The 26,131-nt window shown below is 67.8% G+C and carries 21 protein-coding genes; 14 read left to right on the top strand and 7 right to left on the bottom strand.

Features of this window, described 5'->3' with window-relative positions; all coding sequences use genetic code 11:
* Window positions 1–97 precede the first annotated feature (97 nt).
* From EV667_RS13785 to EV667_RS13765, 5 genes are all read left to right on the top strand, one after another.
* Window positions 98–1,138 (top strand): BMP family protein, encoded by a 1,041-nt coding sequence (locus EV667_RS13785; RefSeq protein WP_131835886.1) that lies wholly within the window; start codon window positions 98–100, stop codon window positions 1,136–1,138.
* Window positions 1,139–1,271: 133 nt separating this feature from the next.
* Window positions 1,272–2,819 (top strand): ABC transporter ATP-binding protein, encoded by a 1,548-nt coding sequence (locus tag EV667_RS13780; RefSeq protein ID WP_131835885.1) that lies wholly within the window; start codon window positions 1,272–1,274, stop codon window positions 2,817–2,819.
* A gap of 151 nt (window positions 2,820–2,970) precedes the next feature.
* On the top strand, window positions 2,971–4,038 hold the full coding sequence (locus EV667_RS13775) for an ABC transporter permease (protein ID WP_131835884.1): 1,068 nt from the start codon (window positions 2,971–2,973) through the stop codon (window positions 4,036–4,038).
* The gene (locus tag EV667_RS13770) at window positions 4,038–4,982 is read left to right on the top strand and encodes an ABC transporter permease (RefSeq protein ID WP_131835883.1); all 945 of its coding nucleotides are present in this window, start codon (window positions 4,038–4,040) and stop codon (window positions 4,980–4,982) included. Before EV667_RS13775 ends, EV667_RS13770 begins: the two co-directional genes overlap by 1 nt.
* A gap of 13 nt (window positions 4,983–4,995) precedes the next feature.
* Window positions 4,996–6,291, top strand: a complete 1,296-nt coding sequence (locus EV667_RS13765) for an amidohydrolase family protein (protein ID WP_131835882.1) — start codon at window positions 4,996–4,998, stop codon at window positions 6,289–6,291.
* Window positions 6,292–6,398: 107 nt separating this feature from the next.
* On the opposite strand, the gene EV667_RS13760 is transcribed toward EV667_RS13765, so the two are convergent.
* A complete protein-coding gene (locus EV667_RS13760) occupies window positions 6,399–7,265 on the bottom strand; it encodes an MBL fold metallo-hydrolase (RefSeq protein WP_131835881.1) in 867 nt (288 codons plus the stop codon).
* Window positions 7,266–7,415: 150 nt separating this feature from the next.
* A complete protein-coding gene (locus EV667_RS13755) occupies window positions 7,416–8,051 on the bottom strand; it encodes an MBL fold metallo-hydrolase (protein WP_131835880.1) in 636 nt (211 codons plus the stop codon).
* Between the two features lie 101 nt (window positions 8,052–8,152).
* Here EV667_RS13755 and lepA point away from each other — a divergent pair, with 101 nt between their 5' ends.
* Together lepA and EV667_RS13745 are read left to right on the top strand one after the other, a co-directional pair.
* The gene (lepA, locus tag EV667_RS13750) at window positions 8,153–9,958 is read left to right on the top strand and encodes a translation elongation factor 4 (protein ID WP_165901627.1); all 1,806 of its coding nucleotides are present in this window, start codon (window positions 8,153–8,155) and stop codon (window positions 9,956–9,958) included.
* 67 nt (window positions 9,959–10,025) lie between these two features.
* Window positions 10,026–10,220: a YegP family protein gene (locus tag EV667_RS13745; RefSeq protein ID WP_131835878.1), complete on the top strand. Its 195-nt coding sequence runs from the start codon at window positions 10,026–10,028 to the stop codon at window positions 10,218–10,220.
* A 110-nt stretch (window positions 10,221–10,330) separates the two neighbouring features.
* Here EV667_RS13745 and EV667_RS13740 read toward each other — a convergent pair whose 3' ends face one another.
* A complete protein-coding gene (locus tag EV667_RS13740) occupies window positions 10,331–10,714 on the bottom strand; it encodes a PRC-barrel domain-containing protein (protein WP_131835877.1) in 384 nt (127 codons plus the stop codon).
* Window positions 10,715–10,890: 176 nt separating this feature from the next.
* Between EV667_RS13740 and EV667_RS13735 the strand changes: the two genes are divergently transcribed.
* Entirely contained in the window at window positions 10,891–11,907 is a 1,017-nt protein-coding gene (locus EV667_RS13735) for a L,D-transpeptidase (protein ID WP_131835876.1), read from the top strand.
* 14 nt (window positions 11,908–11,921) lie between these two features.
* Window positions 11,922–12,833, top strand: coding sequence for a penicillin-insensitive murein endopeptidase (mepA, locus tag EV667_RS13730; RefSeq protein WP_425359039.1), 912 nt, complete (start codon window positions 11,922–11,924; stop codon window positions 12,831–12,833).
* 114 nt (window positions 12,834–12,947) lie between these two features.
* Here mepA and EV667_RS13725 read toward each other — a convergent pair whose 3' ends face one another.
* The 3 genes from EV667_RS13725 to EV667_RS13715 all read right to left on the bottom strand — a co-directional run bounded on the left by EV667_RS13725 (window position 12,948) and on the right by EV667_RS13715 (window position 16,477).
* The gene (locus EV667_RS13725; RefSeq protein ID WP_131835875.1) at window positions 12,948–14,588 is read right to left on the bottom strand and encodes a GMC family oxidoreductase; all 1,641 of its coding nucleotides are present in this window, start codon (window positions 14,586–14,588) and stop codon (window positions 12,948–12,950) included.
* 216 nt (window positions 14,589–14,804) lie between these two features.
* Complete coding sequence (locus EV667_RS13720; protein WP_131835874.1) at window positions 14,805–15,632, bottom strand: lytic murein transglycosylase; 828 nt, start codon at window positions 15,630–15,632, stop codon at window positions 14,805–14,807.
* A gap of 101 nt (window positions 15,633–15,733) precedes the next feature.
* Window positions 15,734–16,477 carry a DUF3750 domain-containing protein gene (locus EV667_RS13715; protein WP_131835873.1) on the bottom strand — a complete coding sequence of 248 codons (744 nt, stop codon included), beginning with the start codon at window positions 16,475–16,477 and terminating at the stop codon, window positions 15,734–15,736.
* A 175-nt stretch (window positions 16,478–16,652) separates the two neighbouring features.
* Between EV667_RS13715 and EV667_RS13710 the strand changes: the two genes are divergently transcribed.
* The 3 genes from EV667_RS13710 (at window position 16,653) to EV667_RS13700 (ending at window position 22,274) form a co-directional block, all read left to right on the top strand.
* Window positions 16,653–18,035: a malonyl-CoA decarboxylase gene (locus EV667_RS13710; RefSeq protein ID WP_131836349.1), complete on the top strand. Its 1,383-nt coding sequence runs from the start codon at window positions 16,653–16,655 to the stop codon at window positions 18,033–18,035.
* Window positions 18,036–18,141: 106 nt separating this feature from the next.
* Complete coding sequence (locus EV667_RS13705; protein ID WP_131835872.1) at window positions 18,142–19,368, top strand: SAM-dependent methyltransferase; 1,227 nt, start codon at window positions 18,142–18,144, stop codon at window positions 19,366–19,368.
* 353 nt (window positions 19,369–19,721) lie between these two features.
* A complete protein-coding gene (locus EV667_RS13700; protein WP_131835871.1) occupies window positions 19,722–22,274 on the top strand; it encodes an HWE histidine kinase domain-containing protein in 2,553 nt (850 codons plus the stop codon).
* An 18-nt stretch (window positions 22,275–22,292) separates the two neighbouring features.
* Here EV667_RS13700 and EV667_RS13695 read toward each other — a convergent pair whose 3' ends face one another.
* Window positions 22,293–22,946 carry a TetR/AcrR family transcriptional regulator gene (locus EV667_RS13695; RefSeq protein ID WP_131835870.1) on the bottom strand — a complete coding sequence of 218 codons (654 nt, stop codon included), beginning with the start codon at window positions 22,944–22,946 and terminating at the stop codon, window positions 22,293–22,295.
* A 127-nt stretch (window positions 22,947–23,073) separates the two neighbouring features.
* Between EV667_RS13695 and EV667_RS13690 the strand changes: the two genes are divergently transcribed.
* The gene (locus EV667_RS13690) at window positions 23,074–24,276 is read left to right on the top strand and encodes an HlyD family secretion protein (RefSeq protein ID WP_131835869.1); all 1,203 of its coding nucleotides are present in this window, start codon (window positions 23,074–23,076) and stop codon (window positions 24,274–24,276) included.
* A gap of 10 nt (window positions 24,277–24,286) precedes the next feature.
* The gene (locus EV667_RS13685) at window positions 24,287–25,870 is read left to right on the top strand and encodes a DHA2 family efflux MFS transporter permease subunit (RefSeq protein WP_131835868.1); all 1,584 of its coding nucleotides are present in this window, start codon (window positions 24,287–24,289) and stop codon (window positions 25,868–25,870) included.
* Window positions 25,871–26,131: the final 261 nt, after the last annotated feature.

Below are 26,131 nucleotides of genomic sequence, written 5' to 3'. Positions count from 1 at the left end.
ACCAGTCAGTTCGAAAATGGCACGCCACTCGCATAGGCGAGGGCCATCGCGGTGCCGCGCGCGTGGGCTGCCGGCGCTTTTTCGGGGAGAACAGGAAATGCTGCGCAAGTCGTCTGGGAGCCTGCCGCTTTTCTCATCAGGCGTGCTCGATCGGCGGCGGTTGCTCGCCCTCGGTGCGGGCGCGCTCGCCCTGACCGTGGCCGGCCGCGAGGCCTTCGCCGCCGGCAAGGCCAAGCCGATCAAGGTGGCCGCCATCTACACCGTGCCGGTGGAGCAGCAATGGGTGTCGCGCATCCACAAGGCGCTCAAGGCCGCCGAGGCGCGCGGCGACATCACCTACAAATTCTCCGAGAACGTCGCAAACACCGATTATGAGCGGGTGATGCGGCAGTACTCGGAAGAAGGCGCCGACCTCGTGGTGGGCGAGGTGTTCGCGGTGGAACGGCCGGCCCGCAAGGTCGCCGCCGACTACCCACAGACCGCCTATCTCATGGGCTCATCCTTCGGCCCGACCAAGCCGAACTTCTCGGTGTTCGACAATTTCATCCACGAGCCCTCCTTCCTCACCGGCATGGTGGCCGGCAAGGCGACGAAGTCGAACGTCATCGGCCTCGTCGGCGGCTACGCGATCCCCGAGGTAAACCGGCTGATGCAGGCCTTCATGGAAGGCGCGGTGTCGGTGAACCCGAACGTCAAGTTCATCGTCACCTTCATCAACTCCTGGTACGACCCGCCCAAGGCCAAGGAAGCCGCCTTCGCCCAGATCGACAAGGGCGCGGACGTGCTCTACGCCGAGCGCTTCGGCGTTTCCGATGCCGCCAAGGAGCGTGGCGTCAAGGCGATCGGCAACGTCATCGACACGTCGAGCCAGTACCCCGGCACGATCATCGCCTCGGCGCTGTGGCAGATGGAGCCGACCATCGACAAGGCGATCGGGCGCGTGATGGACGGCACCTTCGCCGCCGCCGATTACGGCCCCTACAGCTACATGGCCGAAGGCGGTGCGAGCCTCGCCCCGCTCGACCCCAAGCTGGTGCCGCCCGAGGTGATCGAGATGGTGCTGGTGAAGGAGAAAGAGATCAAGGACGGTCTCTTCCGCGTCAACGTCAATGATGGCGAGCCCAAATCGACGCTGTGAGGCGCCCGGACTGATGTCATCCCGGACGGCCGCACGGCCGGTCCGGGATCGCGGGAAGAGGCAAGAGCCGTCAGGCGGTCCCGGCGCGCCGCGCCGTGCCGTCCGGGATGACGTTTCCGTGGACGAGAGACAGATGCACCCCGACCCCCGCCCGCTCGTCCTATCGCTCGCCGGCATCACCAAGCGGTTCGGGCCGCTGACGGCGAACGACCACATCGACCTCGACGTGCGCGCCGGGGAGATCGTCGCGCTGCTGGGCGAGAACGGGGCTGGCAAGACCACGCTGATGAGCATCCTGTTCGGCCATTACATCGCCGACGAGGGCAGCGTCTCCATTGCCGACGCGCAGGGGCGGATGGCGCCGCTGCCGGGCGGCTCGGCGCAGGCGGCGCTGGCGGCCGGCATCGGCATGGTGCACCAGCATTTCGCGCTGGCGGAAAACCTCACCGGCTTCGAGAACATCGTGCTCGGCACCCAGTCGCTGTGGAGCCTGCGCCCACGGGGGCGCGGGGCGCGGGCCAAGATCGCGCGGCTGATGGCGGAGAGCGGCCTTGCCGTCGATCTCGACGTGCCGGTGGCGCGGCTCTCGGTGGGCGAGCAGCAGCGCATCGAAATCTTGAAGGCGCTCTACCGCGACGTGCGGGTGCTGATCCTCGACGAGCCCACCGCGGTGCTGACCCCGCAGGAGGCGGACAGCCTCGCCGCCACGGTGCGGGCGCTGGCGGCGAGGGGGCTGGCGGTCATCTTCATCAGCCACAAGCTGCACGAGGTGCTGGCGCTGTGCGGGCGCGTGGTGGTGCTGCGCGGCGGCGCCAAGGTGGCCGACCGCCCCACGGCGGGAGCGGACCGGGCGACGCTTGCCGAACTGATGGTCGGCCGGCCCGTCCCGGCGCGCGAGCGCCCACCCGCCACTCCGGGAGCGCCGGTGCTGAGCCTGAAGGGCGTCAGTGTCGGAAAGCCGGGCCAGCGTGACCGGCTGGAGAATGCCGATCTCGACGTGCGGGCCGGCGAGATTGTCGGCATTGCCGGCGTCTCGGGCAACGGGCAAGGGGCGCTGGCGGCGCTCGTCGCCGGGCTCGCGGGTGCGCGCAGCGGCGAGGCGAGGATCGACGGCGTGCGGCTTGCCGGTGCCGACCCGGCGGGGCGGGTCGCCGCCCATGTCGGCCGCATCCCGGAGGACCGCCACCGCGACGGCACCATCGGCGCGCTCACCGTGGCGGAGAATTTCGTGCTGGAGACCATTTCCGATCCCGCGAACCAGCGGGCCGGGTTGATCCGCCGCGCCGCCATCCGTGCCCGCGCAGCGGCGGCGATTGAAGCCTATGACGTGCGCTGCCCCGGCCCGGACGCGGCGATTCGCGCGCTGTCGGGGGGCAACATGCAGAAGGTGGTGCTGGCCCGAGTGCTGGAGCGCGAGCCCCGCCTCGTGCTGGCCCACCAGCCGACGCGCGGGCTCGACATCGGCGCCACCAGCGACGTCCACCGCCGGCTGATCGCCGCGCGCGGGCGCGGGGCGGCGGTGCTGCTGATCTCGGAGGACCTCGACGAGCTTTTCGCCCTCTCCGACCGCATCGCCGTGGTCCATGCCGGACATCTGTCGCCGGCACTGGACGCCGCCGGGCTCGATGTCCGCACCGTCGGGCTGATGATGGCCGGGCACGGCGCAGGGGAGGCGGCGTGATGGAGCGCTACCTAGAGCATCCTTCAAGGCTCGCTGGGCTCGCGCCCTGGGTGGACGTGGTTCGTGTCGATAACCGTCCTCCCGAGGCGCCCGGCAAAGCCCAGCCTCGACGGATGGTCGGCTCGGTGGGCCTTAACGCGGGAGAGCGCGCATGATCCGCTTTGTGCCCCGCGCGCGCACGCCGGTCTGGCTGAGCGTCGCCGTCTCCATCGGCGCCGGGGTGGTGGCGCTCGCGCTCACCGCGATTCCCCTCGCGCTCACCGGCGCGCCTGTCTTCACGGCGTTCATGTTGATGGCGCAGGGCGCGGCCGGCAACGGCTTCGCGCTGGCGGAGACGCTGACGCGGGCGACCCCGCTGATTTTCACCGGGCTGGCCGCCGCCGTCGCCTTTCGGGCGAAGCTGTGGAACATCGGCGCCGAGGGCCAGCTCTATGCCGGCGCGCTGGCCACTGTGGCGCTGGGCGCGGGGATGATCGAGGCGCCGCCTTATGTGCTGATGCCGCTGGTGCTGGTCGGCGCGGCGCTGGCCGGCGCGGTGCTGCTGCTGGTGCCGGTGCTGTTCAAGATCCGCTTCGGCGCCGACGAGGTGGTGGTGACGCTGCTGCTCAACTTCATCGTCCTGCTGTTCGTGCAGATGATGCTGGAAGGGCCGATGAAGGACGAGATGGCGCTCGGCTGGCCGCAATCGGCGCCGGTGCTGGACGAGGCGACGCTGCCCAAGCTGGTGACCGGCTGGCGGCTGCATGGGGGGCTGGTCCTCGCCATCCTTGCCGCCGTGCTCCTGCATGTGTTCATCACCCGCACCGTCTGGGGCTTCCGCATCCGCGCGGTGGGCGAGAACGCCCGCGCGGCGCGCTATGCCGGGCTGCCGGTGGGCAAGGCGATGGCGCTGGTGGGCCTCCTCTCCGGCGGGCTTGCCGGGCTGGCCGGGGCAAGCGAGGTGGCGGGGCTGAAGGGCTACCTCACCGCCGACCTCTCGCCCGGCTTCGGTTATGCCGGCATCGTGGTGGCGACGCTGGCCAACCTTTCGCCGCTCGGCGTCATCCCCGCCGCGCTGTTTGTCGCGGGGGTGTTCGTCGGGGCGGATTCGATGAGCCGGGCGATCGGCGTGTCGAACTATCTCGCCGATCTCGTGGTCGCCTTCGCGCTGCTTAGCGTGCTGGTGGGCGGGCTTTTGACCCGCTTCCGCATCGTTCTCGTGCGCCGGGGGGCCGCCTGATGTGGGATGCGCTGGATATCCTCACACAGGCGAATTTCTGGGCGGCGACCATCCGCATCGCCACGCCGCTGATCTTCGGCGTGCTCGGCGCGCTGCTGTGCGAGCGGGCCGGGGTGCTCAATCTCGGCATCGAGGGCATTTTCGTTGCTGGCGCCATGTCCGGCTGGCTGGCGGTCTATCTCGGCCTGCCGCTGTGGGGCGGGGTGGTGGTGGCGGCGCTGGTGGGGGCGCTGTTCGGGCTGATCCATGGCGTGCTGACCGTGCCGCTCGGCCTGTCGCAACATGTCACCGGCATCGGGGTGACGCTGCTGGCGACCTCGGTGGCGTATTTCGGCTACCGCGTCGCTTTCCCGAACGTGGCGACGCCGCCGCGTATCGAGGCGTTCGCGCCGCTCGACGTGCCGCTGCTGGGCGACCTGCCGTTCATCGGGCCGATCCTCGACCAGCAGACCGGCTTCACCGTGCTGGCCTTCGCCTGCGTCGGGGTTCTCGCTTTCGTGCTGGGACGCACGCCGCTGGGCCTCGCGCTTCGCGCGGTGGGCGACAACCCGGAAGCGGTGGAGGCGCAGGGGCTGTCGGTCGTGGCGCTGCGCATCGGCGCTGTCATGGCGGGTTCGGCGCTGATGGCGCTGGGCGGGGCGTTCCTTACGCTTTCCGCGTTCAACGCCTTCTACTTCGGCATGATCAACGGACGCGGCTGGGTGTGCATCGCGCTCACCGTCTTCGCCTCGTGGCGGCCGGGCAAGGCGCTGCTCGGGGCGCTGCTGTTCGGCGCGCTCGATGCCTACCAGCTGCGCATCCAGACCATTGCCGGCGGCGTGGTGCCGAGCCAGATATTCCTGATGCTGCCCTATATCTTCTCCATTGCCGCGCTCGTGCTGGTCGCCCGCCGCGCGGACTATCCCCGCGCGCTGATGAAGCCGTATTTCAAGGGCCAAAGGTGAGACTGGATCCGCGATGAGTGTCGAACTTCTGGTGAAAAATGCGCGCCTGCCGGACGGGCGCAGCGGAATGGACATCGCCTGCGAGGGTGGCCGCATTCTCGCCGTCGAGCCGGGCATCGAGCTAGAGGCCGGGCGCGTCATCGAGGCGGACGGCAAGCTGGTGGCGCCGCCCTTCATCGACCCGCATTTCCACATGGACGCGACGCTCTCGCTCGGCCTGCCGCGTCTCAACGAATCCGGCACGCTGCTGGAGGGTATCGCGCTGTGGGGCGAACTGAAGCCGATCCTGACCCATGAGGCGGTGATCGAGCGGGCGCTGCGCTATTGCGACCTCGCGGTGAGCCAGGGCCTGCTCGCCATCCGCAGCCATGTCGACATCTGCGACGACCGGCTGCTGGCGGTGGAAGCGCTGCTCGACGTGCGGGAAAAGGTGAAGGACTATATCGACCTTCAGCTCGTCGCCTTCCCGCAGGACGGGTATTACCGCTCCCCCAATGCGCAAGCGAACCTCACGCGGGCGCTCGACATGGGCGTCGACGTGGTTGGCGGCATCCCGCATTTCGAGCGCAGCATGGCGGATGGTGCGGCGTCGCTGAAGGCGCTGTGCGAGATCGCCGCCGCGCGCGGGTTGCGCGTCGACATCCATTGCGACGAGAGCGACGACCCGCTGTCGCGCCATATCGAGGCGCTGGCCTTTGAGACGCAGCGGCTGGGCCTGCAGGGCCGGGTGACCGGCTCGCACCTCACCTCCATGCACTCGATGGACAATTACTATGTCTCCAAGCTGATCCCGCTGATCGTGGAGGCCGGCGTGCACGCCATCGCCAACCCGCTCATCAACATCACCTTGCAGGGCCGCCACGATACCTATCCCAAGCGGCGCGGCATGACGCGGGTGCCCGAACTGCGGGCGGCGGGGGTCAATGTCGCCTTCGGCCATGACTGCGTGATGGACCCCTGGTACTCGCTCGGCTCGGGCGACATGCTGGATGTCGCGCACATGGCGCTGCATGTCGGGCAGATGACCTCGCGTGAGGCCATGGGCTGGTGCTTCGAGGCGATCACCGCCAATTCGGCCAAGCTCATGGGGCTGGAAGGCTACGGCCTCGCGCCCGGGTGCAACGCCGATTTCGTGCTGCTGCAGGCCGCTGACCCGATCGAGGCGATCCGGCTCAAGGCCGCAAGGCTGTTCGTGGTGCGGCGCGGGCGGGTGATCGCCGAGGGCGCGCCCCGCGTTTCGGTGCTGGACCTGCCCGGCCGGCCGGGACTGGTCGACCCTTCGGCCTATGCGCCGGGGGCGGCGCACTAGTCGTCATCCCGGACGGCCGCGAGGCCGATCCGGGATCGCCCGCCGCGCTTAATCCTTCAACCGATCCCGGCTCGGCGCGTCGCTTCGGCCGGGATGACGCTCGCCCTTCAAGGGCTCGTCGGCAGCACGATCACGGTGGGCTTCATTGGCAGGTTTTGCCGCGAGAGCACCAGCTCGGCACTTTCGCGCCGCTCGATCGCGTAGTCGCGGCCGGCGAAGCGGGCGAGGAAATTGTCGAGCGTGCTTTCGTTGAAATAGTGCATCGGGATGATGACGGGCGCTTCCAGCGCTTTCAGCACCTCGATCATGCCGTCGACGTCGAGCGTGTAGCTGCCATCGACCGGGGCGAGCACCACGTCGAGCCGGCCCAGCGCGCCGATGTCTTCATGGGTCAGCGTGTGGTGCAGATGGCCGAGATGGGCGATGCACAGATCGGCGGCGCGGAACACGAAGATCGAGTTGCCGTTGAGGATGCTGCCGCCCTGCCAGTCGCGAATATTGGTCTGGAGGTTGCCGACCCAGAGATCGCCGATGTCGAGGTCGTAATGCACAGGGTCGCGGTCGTCGCGCCATCCCTTCAGCACATGCTCGATGCCGGGATCGGGGTTCAGCGAATAATGCGTCGAGTGCGCCCGGTTCATCGTGGCGACGCGCGGCACCACGGCCGGGCGGATATAGTCATTGTAGTCGGTGGCCACCGTGACGCCGCCGGCGGTCTCGATCAGGAAGGTGGAGTGGCCGATATAGGTCAGCCCCACCTCGCGCGCGCCGACATAGGCTGCGGGCAGGGCGCGGGGCGCCAGATGTTTGAGAAACGGACTTTCCGCCACCAGCTTCGGGCAGCGCTCCGCCTGCGCGAGGGCCGGGGTGGCGCCGAGCAGCGCCGCGAGGCCGAGGAGAAGGGCGGAGCCGAGTCGGGGGAGCGAAGAGAGGGGGAACCAGAGTGGGGCGATACGCGGCAGGGGGCACGGCATGGGCGAGGCTCCGGGCTGGCGTCCCTGGCATCATCGACGCTCCCTTGCGTCAGCGCGAGTAACAGTTTCGTGGCGGCGGGCCCGATTATGGACGGATGGCGCGTCATCCCCGGGCCAAGCCCGGTCCTGACGGCGGCAAGCGGCCCCCGCTCAGCGCAGGAACGGGTTGGTGCGCTTTTCCAGAGCGATATTGGTGGCGTTGCCATGGCCGGGCAGCACGGTGAAGGCGTCGCCAAGGGGGAGAATCTTCCCCTTGATGCCCTTAATGAGCAGCGGCCCGTCGCCATAGGGAAAATCGGTGCGTCCCACCGAGCGCTGGAACAGCGTGTCGCCGACAATGGCGAGTTTGTTTTCGCGGCTGACCAGCACGACATGGCCCGGCGTGTGGCCGGGAACGTGCAGCACCTCGAACGAAACCCCGCCGATGTCGACCGCGTCGCCCTCGTCCAGCCAGCGGCCGGGGGTGACGGCGCGGCCGGGAATGCCGGTGCGCTCGCCGTCAGCGGGCAAATTGTCGAGCAGGAATTTGTCCCCGAGGTGCGGGCCCTCGACCGGAATCTTCAACGTTTCCGCCAGTTCCGCCGCGCCGGCGGCGTGGTCGATATGACCATGCGTCAGCACGATCTTCTCGGCCGTGACCTCCAACTCCTCAAGCGCCGCGAGGATGCGGGGCAGGTCGCCGCCCGGGTCGATCACCGCGCCCCGCTTGGTGGTCTCGTCCCAGACGATGGAGCAGTTCTGCTGGAACGGGGTGACGGGAACGATGGCGACCTTGAGTTCAGGCATGGGGGCTCCTTGGCGACAGGCCGCGCGAATGTGGTCGAAGGGCTGCCCGCATGCAAGGCGCCGCCTTGTGGCGTAACGGCGCCAATGCTATCCCGCCCGGCATGAGCACCGAGCCGATTGCCAACATCCGCAACTTTTCCATCGTCGCCCATATCGACCATGGAAAGTCGACCCTTGCCGACCGCCTGATCCAGATCACCGGCGGGCTGTCGGAGCGCGAGATGTCCGAGCAGGTGCTCGACAGCATGGATATCGAGCGCGAGCGCGGCATCACCATCAAGGCGCAGACCGTCCGCCTGTCCTACAAGGCGAAGGACGGCAAGGACTACGTCCTCAACCTCATCGACACGCCCGGCCATGTCGACTTCGCCTATGAGGTGAACCGCTCGCTCGCCGCCGTCGAGGGCTCGCTGCTGGTGGTCGACGCCAGCCAAGGCGTCGAGGCGCAGACGCTGGCCAATGTCTACCAGGCCATCGACAATAATCACGAGATCGTGCCGGTCCTCAACAAGGTGGACCTGCCGGCCGCCGAGCCGGAAAAGGTGAAGGCGCAGATCGAGGACGTGATCGGCCTTGATGCCTCGCAGGCCATTCTCATCTCGGCCAAGACCGGCATCGGCATTCCCGATGTGCTGGAGGCCATCGTCACCCGCCTGCCGCCGCCGCAGGGCGACCGCGAGGCGCCGCTGAAGGCGCTGCTGGTCGACTCATGGTACGACGTCTATCTCGGCGTCGTCGTGCTGGTGCGCGTCGTCGACGGGACGATGAAGAAGGGCCAGCGCATCAAGATGATGCAGACCGGCGCCGTCTATGAGGTGGACCGCGTCGGCGTGTTTACCCCCAAGCTCACCGTGATGGCGGAACTCGGCACCGGCGAGATCGGCTTCCTCACCGGCTCGATCAAGGAAGTGGCGGACACCCGGGTCGGCGACACCATCACCGACGAGAAGCGCCCCACCGCCGAGGCGCTGCCGGGCTTCAAGCCGGCACAGCCGGTTGTGTTCTGCGGCCTGTTCCCGGTCGATGCCGCCGATTTCGAGGATCTGCGCGCGGCGATGGGCAAGCTGCGGCTCAACGATGCCAGCTTCTCCTTCGAGATGGAGACCAGCGCCGCGCTCGGCTTCGGCTTCCGCTGCGGGTTTCTGGGCTTGCTGCATCTGGAGATCATCCAGGAACGGCTGGAGCGCGAGTTCAATCTCGACCTCATCGCCACCGCCCCCTCGGTCATCTACGAAATCGAGATGAACGATGGCAGCGTGGTCGACATGCACAACCCGGCCGACATGCCGGATGTGATCAAGATCAAGGAAATCCGCGAGCCGTGGATCCGCGCCACCATCCTGACGCCGGACGACTATCTCGGCTCGGTGATCAAGCTGTGCCAGGACCGGCGCGGCAGCCAGATCGAGCTGACCTATGTCGGCGCCCGCGCCATGCTCACCTATGACCTGCCGCTGAACGAGGTGGTGTTCGACTTCTACGACCGGCTGAAGTCGATCTCAAAGGGGTACGCCTCCTTCGACTACCAGATCACCGATTACCGGCCGGGCGACCTCGTCAAGATGTCGATCCTCGTCAATGCCGAGCCGGTGGACGCGCTCTCCATGCTGGTGCACCGCACCCGTGCGGAATATCGCGGCCGGGCGATGTGCGAGAAGCTGAAGGACCTGATCCCGCAGCATCTGTTCCAGATCCCGATCCAGGCCTCCATCGGCGCCAAGATCATTGCCCGCGAAACCATCAAGGCCCTGCGCAAGGACGTGACCGCCAAGTGCTATGGCGGCGACATCTCGCGCAAGCGCAAGCTGCTGGACAAGCAGAAGGAGGGCAAGAAGAAGATGCGCCAGTTCGGCCGCGTGGAGATTCCGCAGGAAGCCTTCATCGCCGCGCTGAAGGTGGACGAGTAAGCCCCGCGCTATCCAAGACGGCGCTTTCGTGCTGACATCGCCGCTCCTGCACAGGGGAGGTAGACGAATGGCTTACAAGTTCGAAGTCTACAAGGACAAGGCGGGCGAGTTCCGATTCCGCTTCCGGGCCTCGAATGGCGAGGCAATGTTCTCGTCGGAAGGCTACAAGGCGAAAGCGTCGGCGATGAGCGCCATCGACTCCATCAAAAAGAACGCACCCGGCGCCGAGACCGTCGACACCACTCAGGAAGCGGCGAGCTGAGCCGCTCCTCGGCGCACGAAAAAACGGCCGGGCTCGCGCCCGACCGTTTCTTTATGCCTCGCGCCCGGTTACGGGCGTCAGGTTACGCGTGCCTCGTCGCTCGCGCCGCGTCAGATGACGTAGGGCGGGACGTGGTAGTAGTCGTCGACCTTGCGGCCCCAGTCGCGATCCGACCATGAACGGTCGTCGGAACTGGCATGGTGCGGGGCGCCGGTCAGCTGCTCTTCGGTGAGATCCACGACATAGCCGTCGAGGGTCTCGTCATATTTAAGCAGCGACCACGGCAGGGGGTAGTAGTCCTCGCCGAAGCCGAGGAAGCCGCCGAAGCTCATCACCGCATAGGCGGTCTGGCCGGTCAGCTTGTCGATCATGACCCGCTCGATGCCGCCGATGCGCTCACCATTCGGGCGGTAGACGGCCGTGCCTTCCACTTTGTCGCTGCCGATCAACGTGCGGGTTTCGCGCGCGTCGACATTCTGTTGCGTCGTCTGCATGTTGGCCTCCCATTGCTGACAGTCTCGCAAGGGCAACGTCTTTAGCCGGCGGCAGTTCCCTTGCCCCAAGATATAGCGTCCCCGGCCGTCGGGACCGACGCTACAGAATTCCGGAGATGCGCGGGTGGAGCGTGGCCGGTATCGTCGCGCCAACGGACGAGAGGGAGAATCAGCACATGTCGGACCAGCCGAACGGTTTCCGCGCCGATCGCCGCACGCTCCTGCGCGTGGGCAGCGGCGCCTTGGCGCTGGCGGCGGGCGGCTTTCTGCCGGCGCAGGCCCAGCAGGCGGCGCCGACCGAGGTCGATGCGCTGAAGCCCGGCCAGTATGTCTGGTACCCCGACCGGGCGCCGGAGGGCTTCGTCGCGGTCATCGTCTCGCTGCCGGACCAGCGCTGCTATGTCTACCGCAACGGCGTGCGGATCGGCGTGTCGACGGTGTCCACCGGCAAGGCCGGGCATGAGACGCCGGCTGGCGTGTTCATCATCCTGCAGAAGGATGTCGATCATCATTCCTCGATCTATAACGACGCCTCCATGCCCTATACCGAGCGCCTGACTTGGTCGGGCGTGGCGCTTCATGCGGGCGGGCTGCCGGGCTATCCCTCCTCGCATGGCTGCGTGCACCTGCCGCTGGAATTCTCCAAGCTGCTGTTCGGCATCACCCATTACGGCACGCCTGTCATCATTGCGGATTCTCACTCCGACCCTGTCGACGTGCTGCATCCCGGCCTCGTGCTGCCGGCGGACGCCACCGCCGCGATCGTGAAGGACGACCCGAAGAACGCCAACGGCACGCCCGACAAGGCCGCCGCGCCCGACCCGGCGCTGGACGCGGTGACGATGATCGTCAGCCAGGCCGATATGGCGCTTACCGTGCTGAAGGATAGCGCCGTGGCCTTCACCTCGCCGGTGACGATCCGCGATCCGCAGACGCCGATCGGCAATGTCGTATATGTGCTGAAGAATATCGGCGGGGAGGTGTCGTGGACGGCGCTCTCCTTCGAGGGCTACGGCGCGAGCGCCGGCAAGGCCGCCAGCGCCATCGACCGCGTCACCGTGGCGCCAAGCGCCAACCAGCAACTCGCCAAGCTGCTGGTGCCCGGCTCGACGCTGTTCGTCACCGAGCTTTCCGCCAAGCCGGACACGCGCTCGGACAAGGATTTCGTTATCCTGTCGCAGGCGACCAGCTGAGGGAGCGGATGATGATGCGCCGGATGTGGAGCTTGGTCTGGCCGAGCCTGGCGGGCCTCGCCGGCACGATGGCGCTGCTGGCAGGCGCGGCCTCGGCCCAGACGGCGGGTGCGGACCGGCTGGGCAATTTGCCGGCCAAGCAGGTTTTCGGCGAGCAAAAGGCGGCGGCGCCGCTGGCGGCCCGTTCCATCGGCTTCTATTCCAAGGGCTGCCTCGCCGGGGCGCAGGCGCTGCCAGTCAACGGCGCGACCTGGCAGGCGATGCGGCTCTCGCGCAACCGCAACTGGGGCCATCCCAACCTCATCGCCTTTCTCGAACGCTTCTCCGCCACCGTACCCACCGTCTCGCAATGGCCGGGCATTTTGGTGGGCGATCTCTCCCAGCCGCGTGGCGGGCCGATGCTGACCGGCCATGCCTCGCACCAGATCGGCCTCGACGCCGACATCTGGCTGACCCCCATGCCGAAGCGCGAATTCTCCCGCGACGAGCGGGAGAAGGTTTCCGCCACCATGGTGGTGCGCAAGGACCGGCGCGACGTGGATGCGGCGGTGTGGACCCCCTCGCACATCGCAGCGATCAGGACGGCGGCGCAGGACCCGGAGGTCGAGCGGGTGCTGGTGAACGCCGCCATCAAGAAGGCGCTGTGCCGCGACGCCAAAGGCGATCGCTCATGGTTGCAGAAGGTGCGGCCCTATTGGGGGCACGACTACCACATGCATGTGCGGCTCTCCTGCCCCGCAGGCGCCCGGGACTGCCGCCCGCAGGACCCTGTCGTGCAGGGGGAGGGCTGCGGGAGCGAACTCGACTGGTGGTTCTCGGAGGGAAACCTCAACCCGAAGCCGCCCGCCACGCCGCCCAAGCCCAAGCCGCCCATGCTGATGAAGGATTTGCCCGAGGCCTGCCGGCAGGTGGTGCTGGCGCCGTGAGGCCTGTTGCGGGTCGTCATCCCAGCCGAAGGCGAAGCCTTAGAGCCGGGATCGATCTCCCATCATCACGATCCCGGATCAGCCTGCCGCCGTCAGGGATGACGATGGGGCGACTTACCCCCGCCCATCCTCCAAAATCATTCCCGCCGCCTTCTCGGCGATCATGATCGTCGGCGAGTTGGTGTTGCCCGAAACGATGGTCGGCATGATCGAGGCATCCGCCACGCGCAGCCCCTTGATGCCGAGCACCCGCAGCCGCGCGTCGACCACCGCCGTCGGGTCGGAGGCAAGGCCCATCTTCGCCGTGCCGACCGGGTGGAAGATGGTGGTGCCGATGTCCCCGGCTGCGCGGGCCAGCGCCTCCTCGCTGTCGTCGATTCCCTTGCCCGGAAGGAATTCGTCCGGCGAATAGGGCGCGAGCGCCGGCTGGCTGACGATGCGCCGGCCGACCCGCAGGCTGTCGGCGGCGACGCGGCGGTCTTCCTCGGTGGCGAGATAATGGGGCTGGATCAGCGGCGCCGCCGTGCTGTCGGCACTGGCCAGCGTCACCTGGCCCCGGCTGGTGGGGCGCAGATTGCACACGCTCATGGTGAAGGCGGGGAAGCGGTGCAGCGGCTCGCCGAACTTGCCGAGCGAGAGCGGCTGGACATGGAATTCGAGGTCGGCATGTTCCACACCGGCGCGCGAGCGGGTGAAGATGCCGAGCTGCGAGGGCGCCATGGTCAGCGGCCCGCGCTGGAACAGGGCGAAGTCCAGCCCCATCTTCGCCCGGCCGAACAGCGAGTGGTACTGCTCGTTCAGCGTCGGCACACCGGAAACCTTGTAGATCATGCGCAATTGCAGATGGTCCTGAAGGTTGGCGCCGACGCCGGCAAGCTCCCGCGTCACCGCGATGCCATGGCGCGCCAACTCCTCGCCCGGCCCGATGCCGGAGAGCTTCAGCAGGTGCGGCGAGCCGATGGCGCCGGCGGCGAGAATCACCTCGCCCCGCGCCCGGGCCATCCGCGTTACCCCGTTCTGCCGGTAGGCCACGCCCGTCGCCCGGCCGTCCTCGATCAGCACGCGCTCGGTGTGGCAGCCGGTTTCCAGCCGCAGGTTCGGCCGTGAGAGCACCGGCTTGAGGAAGCCGCGCGCCGCGCTCCAGCGCAGGCCGCGTTTCTGGTTCACCTGGAAATAGGACGAGCCCTCATTGTCGCCGGCGTTGAAATCGGGGGTCGGGGCAATGCCCGCCTGCCGGGCCGCCTCGCGCACCGTGTCCAGCAGCTTCCAGGTGAGGCGCGGCGCCTCGACCCGCCATTCGCCGCCCCCGCCATGGAACTCGGCGCTGCCGAGATAATGGTCCTCATGGCGCTTGAACACCGGCAGCACGTCATCCCAGCCCCAGCCGGCAAGGCCGAGCTGGCGCCAATGGTCGTAATCGGCGGCCTGGCCGCGCATGTAGATCATGGCGTTGATGGCGGAGGAGCCGCCAATGGTCTTGCCACGGGGATAGTTCAGCACCCGCCCGTTCAGCCCCGCCTCGGCCTGGGTCTTGAAGCACCAGTCGGCGCGGGGATTGCCGATGGCGAAGAGGTAGCCGACCGGGATGTGGAACCAGATCCAGTTGTCGCGCCCGCCGGCCTCAAGCACCAGTACCCGATTTTTTGGATCGGCCGACAGCCGGTTCGCCAGCACGCAGCCGGCCGAGCCGGCGCCGACCACGATGTAGTCATACGTTTCGGCGGAATCGGTCGGGGCAGCGGTCACGGCAGGCACCTGCGGGTCGTCACGGGAGTGCGATAAAGCCGCCCGCCTTCCCGCGCGGCAAGCCGAAATCCCGCGCAAGGGCTGTTCGCTGATGGGCGGTGGTGCCCATCGCGCACCGTCATCGCGGACGGCGCGTAGCGACGCGCCGGGATCGTCCGCCGTCTGGCTTTCCCGCGATCCCGGCTCTTCGGCTTTGCCTAAGGCCGGGATGACGTTCCTTTGGCCCTACTGCCGCAGCTTGCTGGCGAACACGCCGATGGTCCGGGCATAGACCTCCGCCTTGTTCCAGCCGAGCAGCGCCTGATAGTTTGGCTCGCCCGGTCCCCAGCCGGCGCCGGCGCGCCAGCCATGGCCGCGCAGGTAATTGGCGGTGGAGGCGAGCACGTCGGGTGCGCTGCGCACGAGGTCGGCGCGGCCATTGCCGTCGAAATCGACGGCAAATTTCACATAGGACGAGGCGAGGAACTGGGTCTGGCCGATCTCGCCCGCCCAGGCGCCGCGCATTTCGTCGAGGGTGAGGTCGCCGTGCTGGTAGATGCGCAGCGCGTCGAGAAGCTGGGCGGTGAAGAAAGCGCTGCGCCGGCAGTCATAGGACAGCGTGGCGAGCGAGCGCATGATCGACATCTTGCCCTGGTTGGTGCCGTAGTCGGTCTCCAGCCCCCAGATCGCCACCACCACCTCGCCCGGCACGCCATAGCGCTGCTCGATGCGGGCCAGCGTCGAGGCGTATTGCTTGAGCTTCTGCTTGCCCTTGGCGATGCGACCGGCGCTGATGCGGTTGGCGGCGAACTGCTCGAAGCTCATCTTGAAATGCTTCTGGTTGCGGTCGAGGCGGATAACCTGAGTATCGTAGGTCACGCCGTCGAGTGCCCGCAGTGCGCTCGGCGAAATGCCCTGCGCCTGCGCCTCGCGCTTGAAGGCCGGCAGCCAAGTGGAAAAACCGCCGGCATCGTTGCCGCAGGGCGCCGCCAGCGCCGGTGCCACTGCTAATGGAAGCAGGCACAGGGCCGCAAGGCCGCCGCGCCACAAATGCCTGAACATGCCTGCGATCATCTTCGCCCCCTGCGGTCAGCCGCGTGGCCAGCATGACGCATGCAGATGAACGGGTCGTTTCACCTCCGCGTCATCGCGCGCGAGATTCATATACCCGGGATTCAGATGCCGATGCGCCCGAAGCCCGGCAGCTTGATCCCCGGCCGGCGCAGGTCCAGCCCGGCGACGGCGCCGAGCAGGTTGAACTCGATGCCTTCCACCCACGCCACGGTGAGGCCGAGATAGCCGTCCAGCGACACCCGCACCCCGGTGCGAGAAGGGGCCAGCCCGAACCAGCCGCCATCGACGGGATAGTCCTTGCCGATGGCGGTGGGAGGAAGGGTGACGGCCAGTTCCGGCACCTGCCCGATGACATGGGCGACGAAGCTGTTGGAGTTCGGCCCCGGCCAAACATTGTAGTCGCCGGCGTCGCCATAGGGGTAGGAGGCGATCGCCGCCCGCAGCTTCGGGATCAGCCGCTCGGCGTCCTCGCCGCTGGCCTCGAACACGATTTCCGGGTCGTTGCCATACCAGCGCCCGTCCGGCGCGTAGCCATTATGGCGGATCGGGCGGCCCCAGCCGACCTTGTCGTAGCGCTCATAGGCACCGGCGCCCGGCCCCTTGAACACGATCCAGCTGTGCACCGCGAAGATGCCGCGCCAACGCCCGACTCGGGCAGCATAGATGCGGACCATGGCTTCGGGATGGGCGTCGGCCGCCGGCAGCGTGCCGGTGCTCGACCAGTCGGCGGTGCCCCAGCTGCGCGACCAATCGGCCGTCTGCCACTGCACCAGCGCATGGGCGCCGAGCGGCAGGGCGAAGAGAAGCACGAACAGGATGAGGGTGAGGCGGAGGGCCGTGAGCATTGGTCCCGAACATGCCCACCGAGGCATGACATTTAAAGGGCCGCAGCCGCCTGCACGCGAAAACGTGTCCGGGCGCGGCGGGGGCCTAGGGTGCCGTTCAGGCATCTCGTGCCTTGCGCCCAAAGCCCGGCGAGGGTCAGATGGCGCGGTGAGCGCACGCGATGATGAGGGCCGGATGGACGGCGGAACCAGCTTTTTCGGCGACCTGCTCGGCACCATTGCCGAGCGTGGCCGCTCGCTGCTCGATCTCGGGCGGGAACGCCGTCCCGCCGGCGAGGCGCGGGCGGCGAGCGTCGCGCAGCTGTGCGAACGGCTGCTGTCGGGACAGGGCGAGGCGTCGGGCGTCGCGCTGGCGCAGGAGATCCTGTCCGCCTATGCCGGGCTGCGCACGGGCGAGCGCATCGCCTTTTTCGAGACGCTGGCCACCGCCTTCGGCCCGGATGCCGCCCGGTTGCAGGCGGCGCTGGCCGCCCATGAAGCTGCCCCGAGCGGGCGCAGCGTGGCGGAACTGCACGCCGCCAGCGAGCCGCGCCGGCAGGAACTGATCCGCCGCTTCAACCTCGCCCCGGGCGCTACGGCGCGGCTGGTGGCGATGCGCGCCGACCTGCTCGGCTTTCTCCGCCGTCGCCGCGATCTGGCCGAGGTCGACCGCGACTTCACCCATCTCTTTGCTTCCTGGTTCAATCGGGGGTTTCTCGTGCTGCGCCGGATCGACTGGTCGACCCCCGCCAATGTGCTGGAAAAAATCATTCGCTATGAGGCGGTGCACGAAATCCGCGACTGGAACGACCTGCGCGCCCGCGTCGATTCACCGGACCGGCGCTGCTACGCCTTTTTCCACCCGGCGCTGGTGGATGAGCCGCTGATCTTCGTGGAAGTGGCGCTGACCCGCGAGGCGCCGCCCGCCATCGCGCCCATTCTCGACATCACGCGCACGTCGCTGGCGCCGGAGGCCGCGCGCACCGCCGTGTTCTATTCCATCTCCAACTGCCAGACCGGGCTGGGTGGGGTGAGCTTTGGCAATTTCCTGATCAAGCAGGTGGTGGCGGAAATCTCCCGCGAACTTCCCAATCTGAAGGAGTTCGTGACGCTCTCCCCCGTGCCGGGCTTCCGCGCCTGGGTGGAGGCGCTCATCGCCGATCCGGCCTCGGCCGTGCTCACCCCGGCCGACCGGGGCGCGCTCGCCGCCTTCGCCGCCGTCGAGGCACCGGACGGGGCGGCGAGGGAGGCGCTTCGCCCGGTGATCGAGGCGCTGGCGGCGCATTATTTCCTCATCGCCCGCTCCGCCAAGGGCAAGCCCATCGACCCGGTGGCGCGCTTCCATCTCGGCAATGGTGCGCGGCTGGAGCGCATCAACCCGTTCGGCGACCTCTCGACGCGCGGCATGGCGCAGGCCTTCGGGCTGATGGTGAACTACCGCTACCTCACCGAGGACATCGAAAAGAACCACGAGGCGTTCTTTGATCGCGGCACCATCGTGGCGGCGCCCCAGGTGCGCAAGCTGGTGCGGGGCGAGGAGCCACCCCGTCCGCCGGCACTGCGCGAGGCGGCGGGGTAGCAGGATACATATGCGAACGGCCGCTCGCGCTTGACAGCGTAGCTGGCCTTATGCCCGATGCCCGCAGGCGAACCGGCGGAGGCTTGCCGGGCAGGCGGAGCGTTCCATGCGGTTTCTACCCCATCTCCTCAAGCGGTTCATCCACAAGGGCCGACTGACCGTGATCGAGCCCAACGGCACGCGCACCGTCTTCGGCAACGGCCAGTACGGCCCGGACGTGGTGATCCGCCTGCAGGACGAGAAGCTCGACCGCGAGCTGTTCTTCAATCCCGAGCTGGTGTCGGCCGAGGCCTATATGGATGGCCGGCTTACCTTCGAGGATGGCTCGACCGTCTACGACTTCCTCTCGCTGTTCTCGGTCAACCGGCGCGGCCTCGCCTCCCATCCGGTGCAGCAGGCCATGCGCCGCAGCTGGCGGGCGCTCAAGCGCTGGCACCAGTCGAATCCGCTCGGCAAGGCCGCCTCCAACGCCCAGAGCCATTACGACCATCCGCCCGATTTCTACCGGCTCTGGCTGGACTCACGGATGATCTATTCCTGCGCCTATTTCCCCACCCCCGACGCCTCGCTGGAGGAGGCGCAGGAGGCCAAGCTGCGCCACATCGCCGCCAAGCTGAAGCTGGAGCCGGGGATGAAGGTGGCGGAGATCGGCTCCGGCTGGGGGGCGCTCGCCATCTATCTCGCCCAGCTTGGCGTGCATGTCACCGCCATCAATGTCGCCACCGAGCAGCTCGCCGAATCGAAGAAGCGCGCCGAGGCGGCCGGGGTGGCCGACCGCATCACCTTCTTCGAGCGCGACTATCGCGAACTGACCGGCAGCTTCGACCGCATCGTCTCCGTCGGCATGATGGAGCATGTTGGCGTCAACCATTTCGACGACTATTTCAACACCATCAAGCGGCTGCTGGCGCCCGGCGGCTTCGCGATGATCCACGCCATCGGCCGCATGTCGCCGCCCGGCACCACGGCGCCGTTCATCCGCAAATATATCTTCCCCGGCGGCTATGTGCCGGCGATGTCGGAAGTGTTCACCTCGCTGGAGCGGGTCGGCCTGTGGACCGCCGACTGCGAGATCCTGCGACTGCATTATTACTGGACCATCCGCCACTGGCGCCTGAATTTCGAGGCGAAGCGCCCCGAGGTGGTGGCGATGATGGGCGAGCGCTTCGCCCGCATGTGGGAGTTCTATCTGGTGGCGGTGGAACTCGGCTTCCTCAATGGCTCGAACATGGTGTTCCAGCTGCTGCTGTCGAATGAGCGTGACGACGTGCCGGTTATCCGCGACTTCATCGTCGATCGCGAAAGGGCACTGGCAGCCGGGCCGTCCCTTTAGCTTTCCGCCCTGTCGCTTTCCGCCTCGGTGGGTCCGCAGAGGACCATTGCCGAACGTGCGATGAGTGCTGCGCGAGTTGCGGCATTTGAAGGCTGGTGTCGTCTGGGGGCGGTGCAGATAGGTAAAATTGGGAACCCGGCGTGGGGACTGGCGTTCATCGTAGCTACGGTCCGCGACTGAAAGCTGAAAAGTTCTCCCTATGCATCGCGCCTTGTGTTGCCCGCCGCCGCGCCAGCGGCTTTGCCGCCTCAGCCAGGAATGCCTTGCGATACGATTCCTCATCGGCACTCCCGGGCAGCGACTTGCAGCCGGGGCCGGAAGTTCGGTCGCCTCTGCAAAGTGGGGAGCGTTCCATGTCGGGCGGTGAACGGGTCGATCTCAGCAACTGCGATCGCGAGCCGATCCATGTGCCCGGCAGCGTACAGTGCCATGGCTGCCTGATCGCCTGCGACCCGCAGGGCGGGAGCGTTCAGCGCCATTCCAGTAACGCACCGGACATGCTCGGCCTGCCCGAGGCCATCCTCGGCCGGGACCTTGCCGAGCTGCTCGGTGCGCAGGCCGCAGGGCGCATCCGCGGGGCGCTGGCGCGCGGCTCGGATCCCGCCTCGCCGGCTTTGCTTTTCGGCGTCGAGCTGCCTTCCGGCGAGCGGTTCGATGTTTCGGCTCATGTATTCAAGGGGGTCGGCATCGTGGAGTTCGAGGCCGCCGCCGCCGAGGATGGGCCGGCGCTCGACCTCGCGCGTTCGATGTTCGCCCATGTGCGCGGCGAGAAGGATGCCGACAAGCTGCTCAAGCACTCGACGCGGCTGATCCGCAGTTTGCTCGGCTATGACCGCGTCATGATCTACCAGTTCGCCCATGACGGTGCCGGGCAGGTGGTCAGCGAGGACCGGCGCGAGGACCTGGAGAGCTTCCTCCACCAGTGGTTCCCGGCCAGCGACATTCCCCAGCAGGCGCGCAGCCTGTATGTCCGCAACATCGTCCGCGTCATCGGCGACGCCAATGGCGAGCGCTGCGCGCTTGTGCCGGAGGAAACCCCGCTCGAAGACCCGCTGGACCTTTCCTTCGCGCATCTGCGCTCGGTGTCGCCGATCCATCTGGAATATCTGCGCAATATGGGGGTGGCGGCCTCCATGTCGATTTCCGTCATCGTCGACGGCCAGCTCTGGGGTCTGGTAGCCTGCCATCACTACTCGCCGCGCGTGCTGCCGATGTCGGAACGCGTGGCGGCGGAAATGTTCGGCGCCTTTTTTGCGCTGCATCTGCAGGCGCTGAAGCAGAAGCGCACGCTCGACGTCGCCACGACCGCACGGCGGGCGCTGGACCGCGTACTGCGCCTCGCCTCGCAGGACGAGAATATCGGCGAACTGCTGCGTGCCAACCTGACCGACTTCGCCAAGCTGATGCCCTGCGACGGCATCGGCCTCTGGCTTGGCGGCCAATGGAGCGCGCAGGGCGCGGTGCCGCCGGCGGCGGACATTCCGGGCCTGGCGAATTTCATTGGCGACAAGGCCAGCGGCAAGGTGTGGGCCACCCATGAACTTTCTCGGGAATGGCCGCGCGCGGAAGCCTTCTGCGCGGACGCTTCCGGCGTGCTGGCACTGCCCTTGTCGCAGCTGCCGCGCGACTACCTGTTCTTCTTCCGCAAAGAGATCGTGCACACGCTCGACTGGGCCGGCCGGCCGGAGAAGACCTACGAGGTCGGGCCGCTGGGCGACCGGCTGACGCCGCGCAAGAGCTTCGCCATCTGGAAGGAGACGGTCAGCGGCACGGCAAGCCCGTGGACCGACGGCGACCGGGAGATCGCCGAGGCGGCCCGCTCGACGCTGGTGGAAATCGTGCTGCGCCACAATGAGCTGATGGCCGACGAGCGCGGCAAGGCCGATACCCGCCAGCGCCTGCTCAACGAGGAACTGAACCACCGGGTGAAGAACATCCTCGCGGTGATCAAGTCGCTGGTCGAGCATTCGCTGCAGGATGGGCGCAGCACGCAGGACTATGTCGACAGCCTGCGCGGCCGGGTGCAGGCGCTGGCCATCGCCCATGACCAGGTGGTGCGCGGCGCCGGCGGCGGTGCCCTCGGCGATCTTCTGCGGGCCGAACTCTCGCCCTATGGCGGCGCGGAGGAGCAGGTGACGCAGGCCGGACCGCCGGTCTGGCTCGACGCGCGCGCCTTCTCCGTCATGGCGCTGGTGCTGCATGAACTCTCCACCAACGCCGCCAAATACGGCGCCCTCTCGCGCCGCGGCGGCCGGCTGTCGGTAAACTGGGCCATGCTGGCGAACGGCGATTGCGAGGTCGAATGGCGCGAGGCCGGCGGGCCCGAGGTCGCCACCACGGGCAGGCGCGGCTTCGGCATGGTGCTGATCGAGCGCAGCGTGCCCTATGATCTCGGCGGCAGCAGCTCGATGGAGTTCGCGCCCGGCGGGCTGGTCGCGCATTTCCGGCTGCCGGCGCGCCATGTGTCGGCGGCCGCGGAAGGCGAGGGGGGCGACGGCGGGGCGGCCCCGCAAGCCGACCAGCCGGCCCGTCCGCTGGCGGAACTCAGCGTGCTGCTGGTCGAGGACCAGATGCTCATCGCCATGGATGTCGAGATGATGTTCTCCGATGCCGGGATCGAGAACGTGGTGACGGCGCCCACCGCCGCCGAGGCGCTGCGCCGGCTGCAGGAATTCACGCCCGACGTGGCGGTGCTGGACGTCAATCTCGGCGCCGGCACGTCGGCCCCCGTGGCGCAGGAACTGCAGAGGCTCGGCGTGCCCTTCATCTTCGCCACCGGCTATGGCGACCGCTCAATGATCCCGGCGGGCTGCGAGGGGGTGCCGGTGCTGCCGAAGCCCTATGAGAGCGAGCCGCTGCTCAAGGCGCTGCGCGAGATCATGGAAGCGCACCCGCGCCGCAGCTAGGAGCCGTCCGCTCCTGCCTCAGCGGGTGGAAGGCGTGCCGTAAAAGGCGAGGAAAACCCGCACGGCACGTTCGACCGTTTCCTCGATCTGCGCTGGCGTAGGTTGCGCGCCGACGCCGAAGAGCAGTCCCTTGACGCTGTTGCTCTGGCACAGGTTCAGGAATTCGTAGGCCGCGGCGAGTTCGTCGTCGATTTGGAGCCGTCCGAGGTCGGCCTGACGGCGCAATAGGCCGGCGAGCCGCTGGCCGCCATGACAGGGGCCGGCATCGAAGAAGGCGCGACCGACCCTCGGGAATTTCTCGGCGATGGCGATGACCATGCGGACCAGCCGGATATGGTCGGGCTGCACCATCATGGTCATGAAGGACAGGCCGATCCGGTGTAGCAGGCTGGCCACATCGTCGATCGAGGGATCGACCACGAAAAGATGCTCGGCCGAGCGGGCGCGGTCATTGAGCACCAGCGCCTCGAACAACTCTTCCTTGCTGCCGAAATAAACGTAGATCGTCGCTTTCGAGACGCTGGCGGCCCTTGCCACCTCGTCCATGCTGGCGCCGTCGAAGCCCTTTTCAAAAAAGACCTTCCGCGCCCCGTCAATGATGTCGCGGCGCTTGGCGGATTCAGGCTCGGCGCGCGGCGCCACCGCAACGGTTTCCGTGTCGATCATGGTCATGGCCACCCCTCGATGCCCTGATAGGGCGCTTGTGGCGGGCTTGTCAAAGCTCTTGACTAAACTGTTTAGTTTGATATGTAAAGAACAGGATTGAACTAGACGGTTTAGTAGAGCTGCGGAGGCGGAGATGGCGCAAGCGGACATCAAGCCGGCGCCGGTTGTCGAGACCGGACGTACGGGGGCTGGCGAGCCCATCCCGATCACTGCCCGCAGGCCGGCGCCAGAGCCCGCCGAGGCCGTGCCGGCCATTTCGGCGCCTGCCGGGACGACCGCCCCGCAAGCCCCGCCACCCCGGCGCTCGCGCAGGAAGCTGGTGTTCGGCGCGATCCTTCTCGCCGCGCTGGCGGGAGGGGCCTATTACGGGCTCGACTGGTGGCAGGTGGGGCGCTTCCTCGTTTCCACCGATGACGCCTATGTCGGCGCCGACACCTCGATTCTCGCCGCGCGGGTCGCCGGTCACATCGTCGCGCTCGACGCCGAGACCAACCAGAGCGTGAAGGCCGGCGACGTCATCGCCCGCATCGACGATGGCGACTACCGGCTCGACCTGCAGGCGGCGCAGGACAAGATCGCCACCCAGCAGGCCACGATCGAGCGTTATGGCGACCAGATGGCGGCGTCGCGGGCGGAGGTCGACCAGGCGAGGGCGCAGCTCGTCTCCGTCCAGGCTGAGCTTCAGCGGGCCGAGCTCGAACTTGCCCGCCAGAGCGAACTCATGAAGGAGCAGTTTTCCAGCCGCGCCACGCTGGAGAATGCCCGCGCCGATCGCGACAAGGCGAAGGCCGCCGTGGACGCCGGCGCGGCCGCCATCGCCTCGGCGCAGGCCAACGTCACCGTCCTCGCCGCCCAGCGCACCGAGGCGACGCGCACGCTCGACGAGCTGAAGACGGCGCGCGACCAGGCCCAGCGCGACCTCGACTTCACCCTCGTGCGGGCGCCCTTTGACGGCGTCGTGGGCAACCGCGCGGTGCAGGTTGGGCAGCTGGTGCAGTCCGGCACGCGGCTCGTCGCGCTGGTGCCTCTGTCACAGGTCTATGTCGATGCCAATTTCAAGGAGACCCAGCTCGGTCAGCTGCATGCGGGGCAGAAGGTGAATATCGAGGTCGACGCCTATCCCGACGAGACCTTCCACGGCCGTGTGGTCAGCCTCGCGCCAGCGTCGGGCTCGGTGTTCAGCCTGCTGCCGCCGGAGAACGCCACCGGCAACTTCACCAAGATCGTGCAGCGCGTCCCGGTGCGGATCGAGCTCGACGAAGCCACCCGCGCCAAGGCGGAACTGCGGCCGGGCATGTCGGTGGTCGCCACCGTCGACACGCGCGACGGCGCCTGAGGAGGCTGCCATGTCCGACACATCAGCCACGGCAGGCGCCGGGCCGGGGGCGCCGCCGCGCGCGGCCTCGTCCGAGGGACGGCGGATGTTCGCCTTCCTGTGCATGGTGTTCGGCATGTTCATGGCGATCCTGGACATCCAGATCGTCTCGGCCTCGCTGTCGGAAATCCAGGCGGGCCTTGCCGCCTCTTCCGACGAGATTTCATGGGTGCAGACCAGCTACCTCATCGCCGAGGTGGTGATGATCCCGCTGTCGGGCTTCCTGTCCCGCGCCCTCTCCACGCGCTGGCTGTTCGCCGCCTCGGCGGTGGGCTTCACCGTCATGAGCTTCATGTGCGCCACGGCGACCTCGATCAACGAGATGATCGTCTACCGCGCGCTGCAGGGCTTTCTTGGCGGGGGCATGATCCCCACCGTGTTCGCGGCCGCCTATTCGGTGTTCCCGCGCGAGAAGCAGGGCGTTGTCGCCCCGCTGATCGGCCTGGTGGCGACGCTGGCGCCGACCATCGGCCCCACCATCGGCGGCTATCTCACCGACCTGTTCTCCTGGCACTGGCTGTTTCTCGTCAACATCATCCCCGGCATCTTCGTCGTCGTCACCACGGTGACGCTGGTGGATTTCGACGAGCCGGACCTCGCTTTGCTCGACCGGTTCGACTGGTGGGGCCTGCTGTTCATGGCCGGCTTCCTCGGCAGTCTCGAATTCGTGCTGGAGGAGGGGCCGACCAATGACTGGTTCGAGGACCATTGGATCGTGCTGTTCGCGATCCTCTGCGCGGTGTCGGCGGTGGCGTTCTTCGCCCGTGTCTTCATGGCGCGCGAGCCGGTGGTGGATCTGCGCGCCTTCGCCAACCGGAACTTCGCCGTCGGTTCGGCCTTCAGCTTCGTGGTCGGCATCGGGCTCTACGGGCTGACCTATCTCTATCCGCTCTATCTCGCCCAGGTGCGGGGCTATTCGGCGCTGATGATCGGCGAGACCATGTTCGTCTCCGGCCTCGCCATGTTCCTGTGCGCGCCCATTGCCGGGCGGCTGATGGGCAAGGTCGACCCGCGCATCATGATCGCCTTCGGCTTCGGCGCCTTCGCCCTCGGCACCTGGCAGGTCACGGGCCTGACCCAGGACTGGGACTTCTGGGAACTGCTGGTGCCGCAGATTTTGCGCGGCGTGGGCATCATGATGGCGATGATCCCGATCAATAACATCTCGCTCGGTACCCTCCCGCCGGACCAGCTCAAGAACGCCTCGGGCCTGTTCAACCTGATGCGCAATCTCGGCGGCGCGGTCGGGCTCGCCCTCATCAACACCGTGCTGAACGGGCGCTGGGACCTGCACCTCGCCCGGCTGCACGAGAATGTGGATTGGGCGAATGCGGCCGCCGTCGAGCGGCTGGAGACGATGACGCAGGCGCTCGGCGCCATGGGCTCGGATGCCGGCACCGTGGCGCTGAAGCTGATGACGGCGCAGGTGCGGGTGCAGGCGCAGGTGATGGCGTTCTCGGACGTGTTCCTCGTCCTCACCGTGCTGTTCGTCGCCCTGTTCTTCGCCGCCCCCCTGCTGCGCCGCCCGACGCACAAGGTCGAAGGCGGGCATTGAATTTCGTGCTTCCTCGTCACGCTGGGGCGCGGTCGGCAAGACCGTCCCGTCCGGGCGTGACCGGGAGAAGCGTCATGGCCGGGCTCGCCCCGGCCTTCCACGCCTGACGGGAGGCCGCCCCCCCGCCCGCAGTCGTGAAGTGCCCGGTCCCGGCCCGGCCATGACGTCACTTCCCGGCGGCCTCCGCACGGACGCCCCCGGGGTCCCTTTGCCCCCGCCCTTGCCGTTTCTCCCGCGCTCGGCTACACGTCGTGCTCCAGA

Origin of the sequence: Ancylobacter aquaticus (genome assembly GCF_004339465.1) — a bacterium.
In the GTDB taxonomy this organism is placed as follows: domain Bacteria; phylum Pseudomonadota; class Alphaproteobacteria; order Rhizobiales; family Xanthobacteraceae; genus Ancylobacter; species Ancylobacter aquaticus.
The sequence above is the reverse complement of the archived record's forward strand: the minus strand, read 5'-3'. Positions and strand labels throughout refer to the sequence as shown.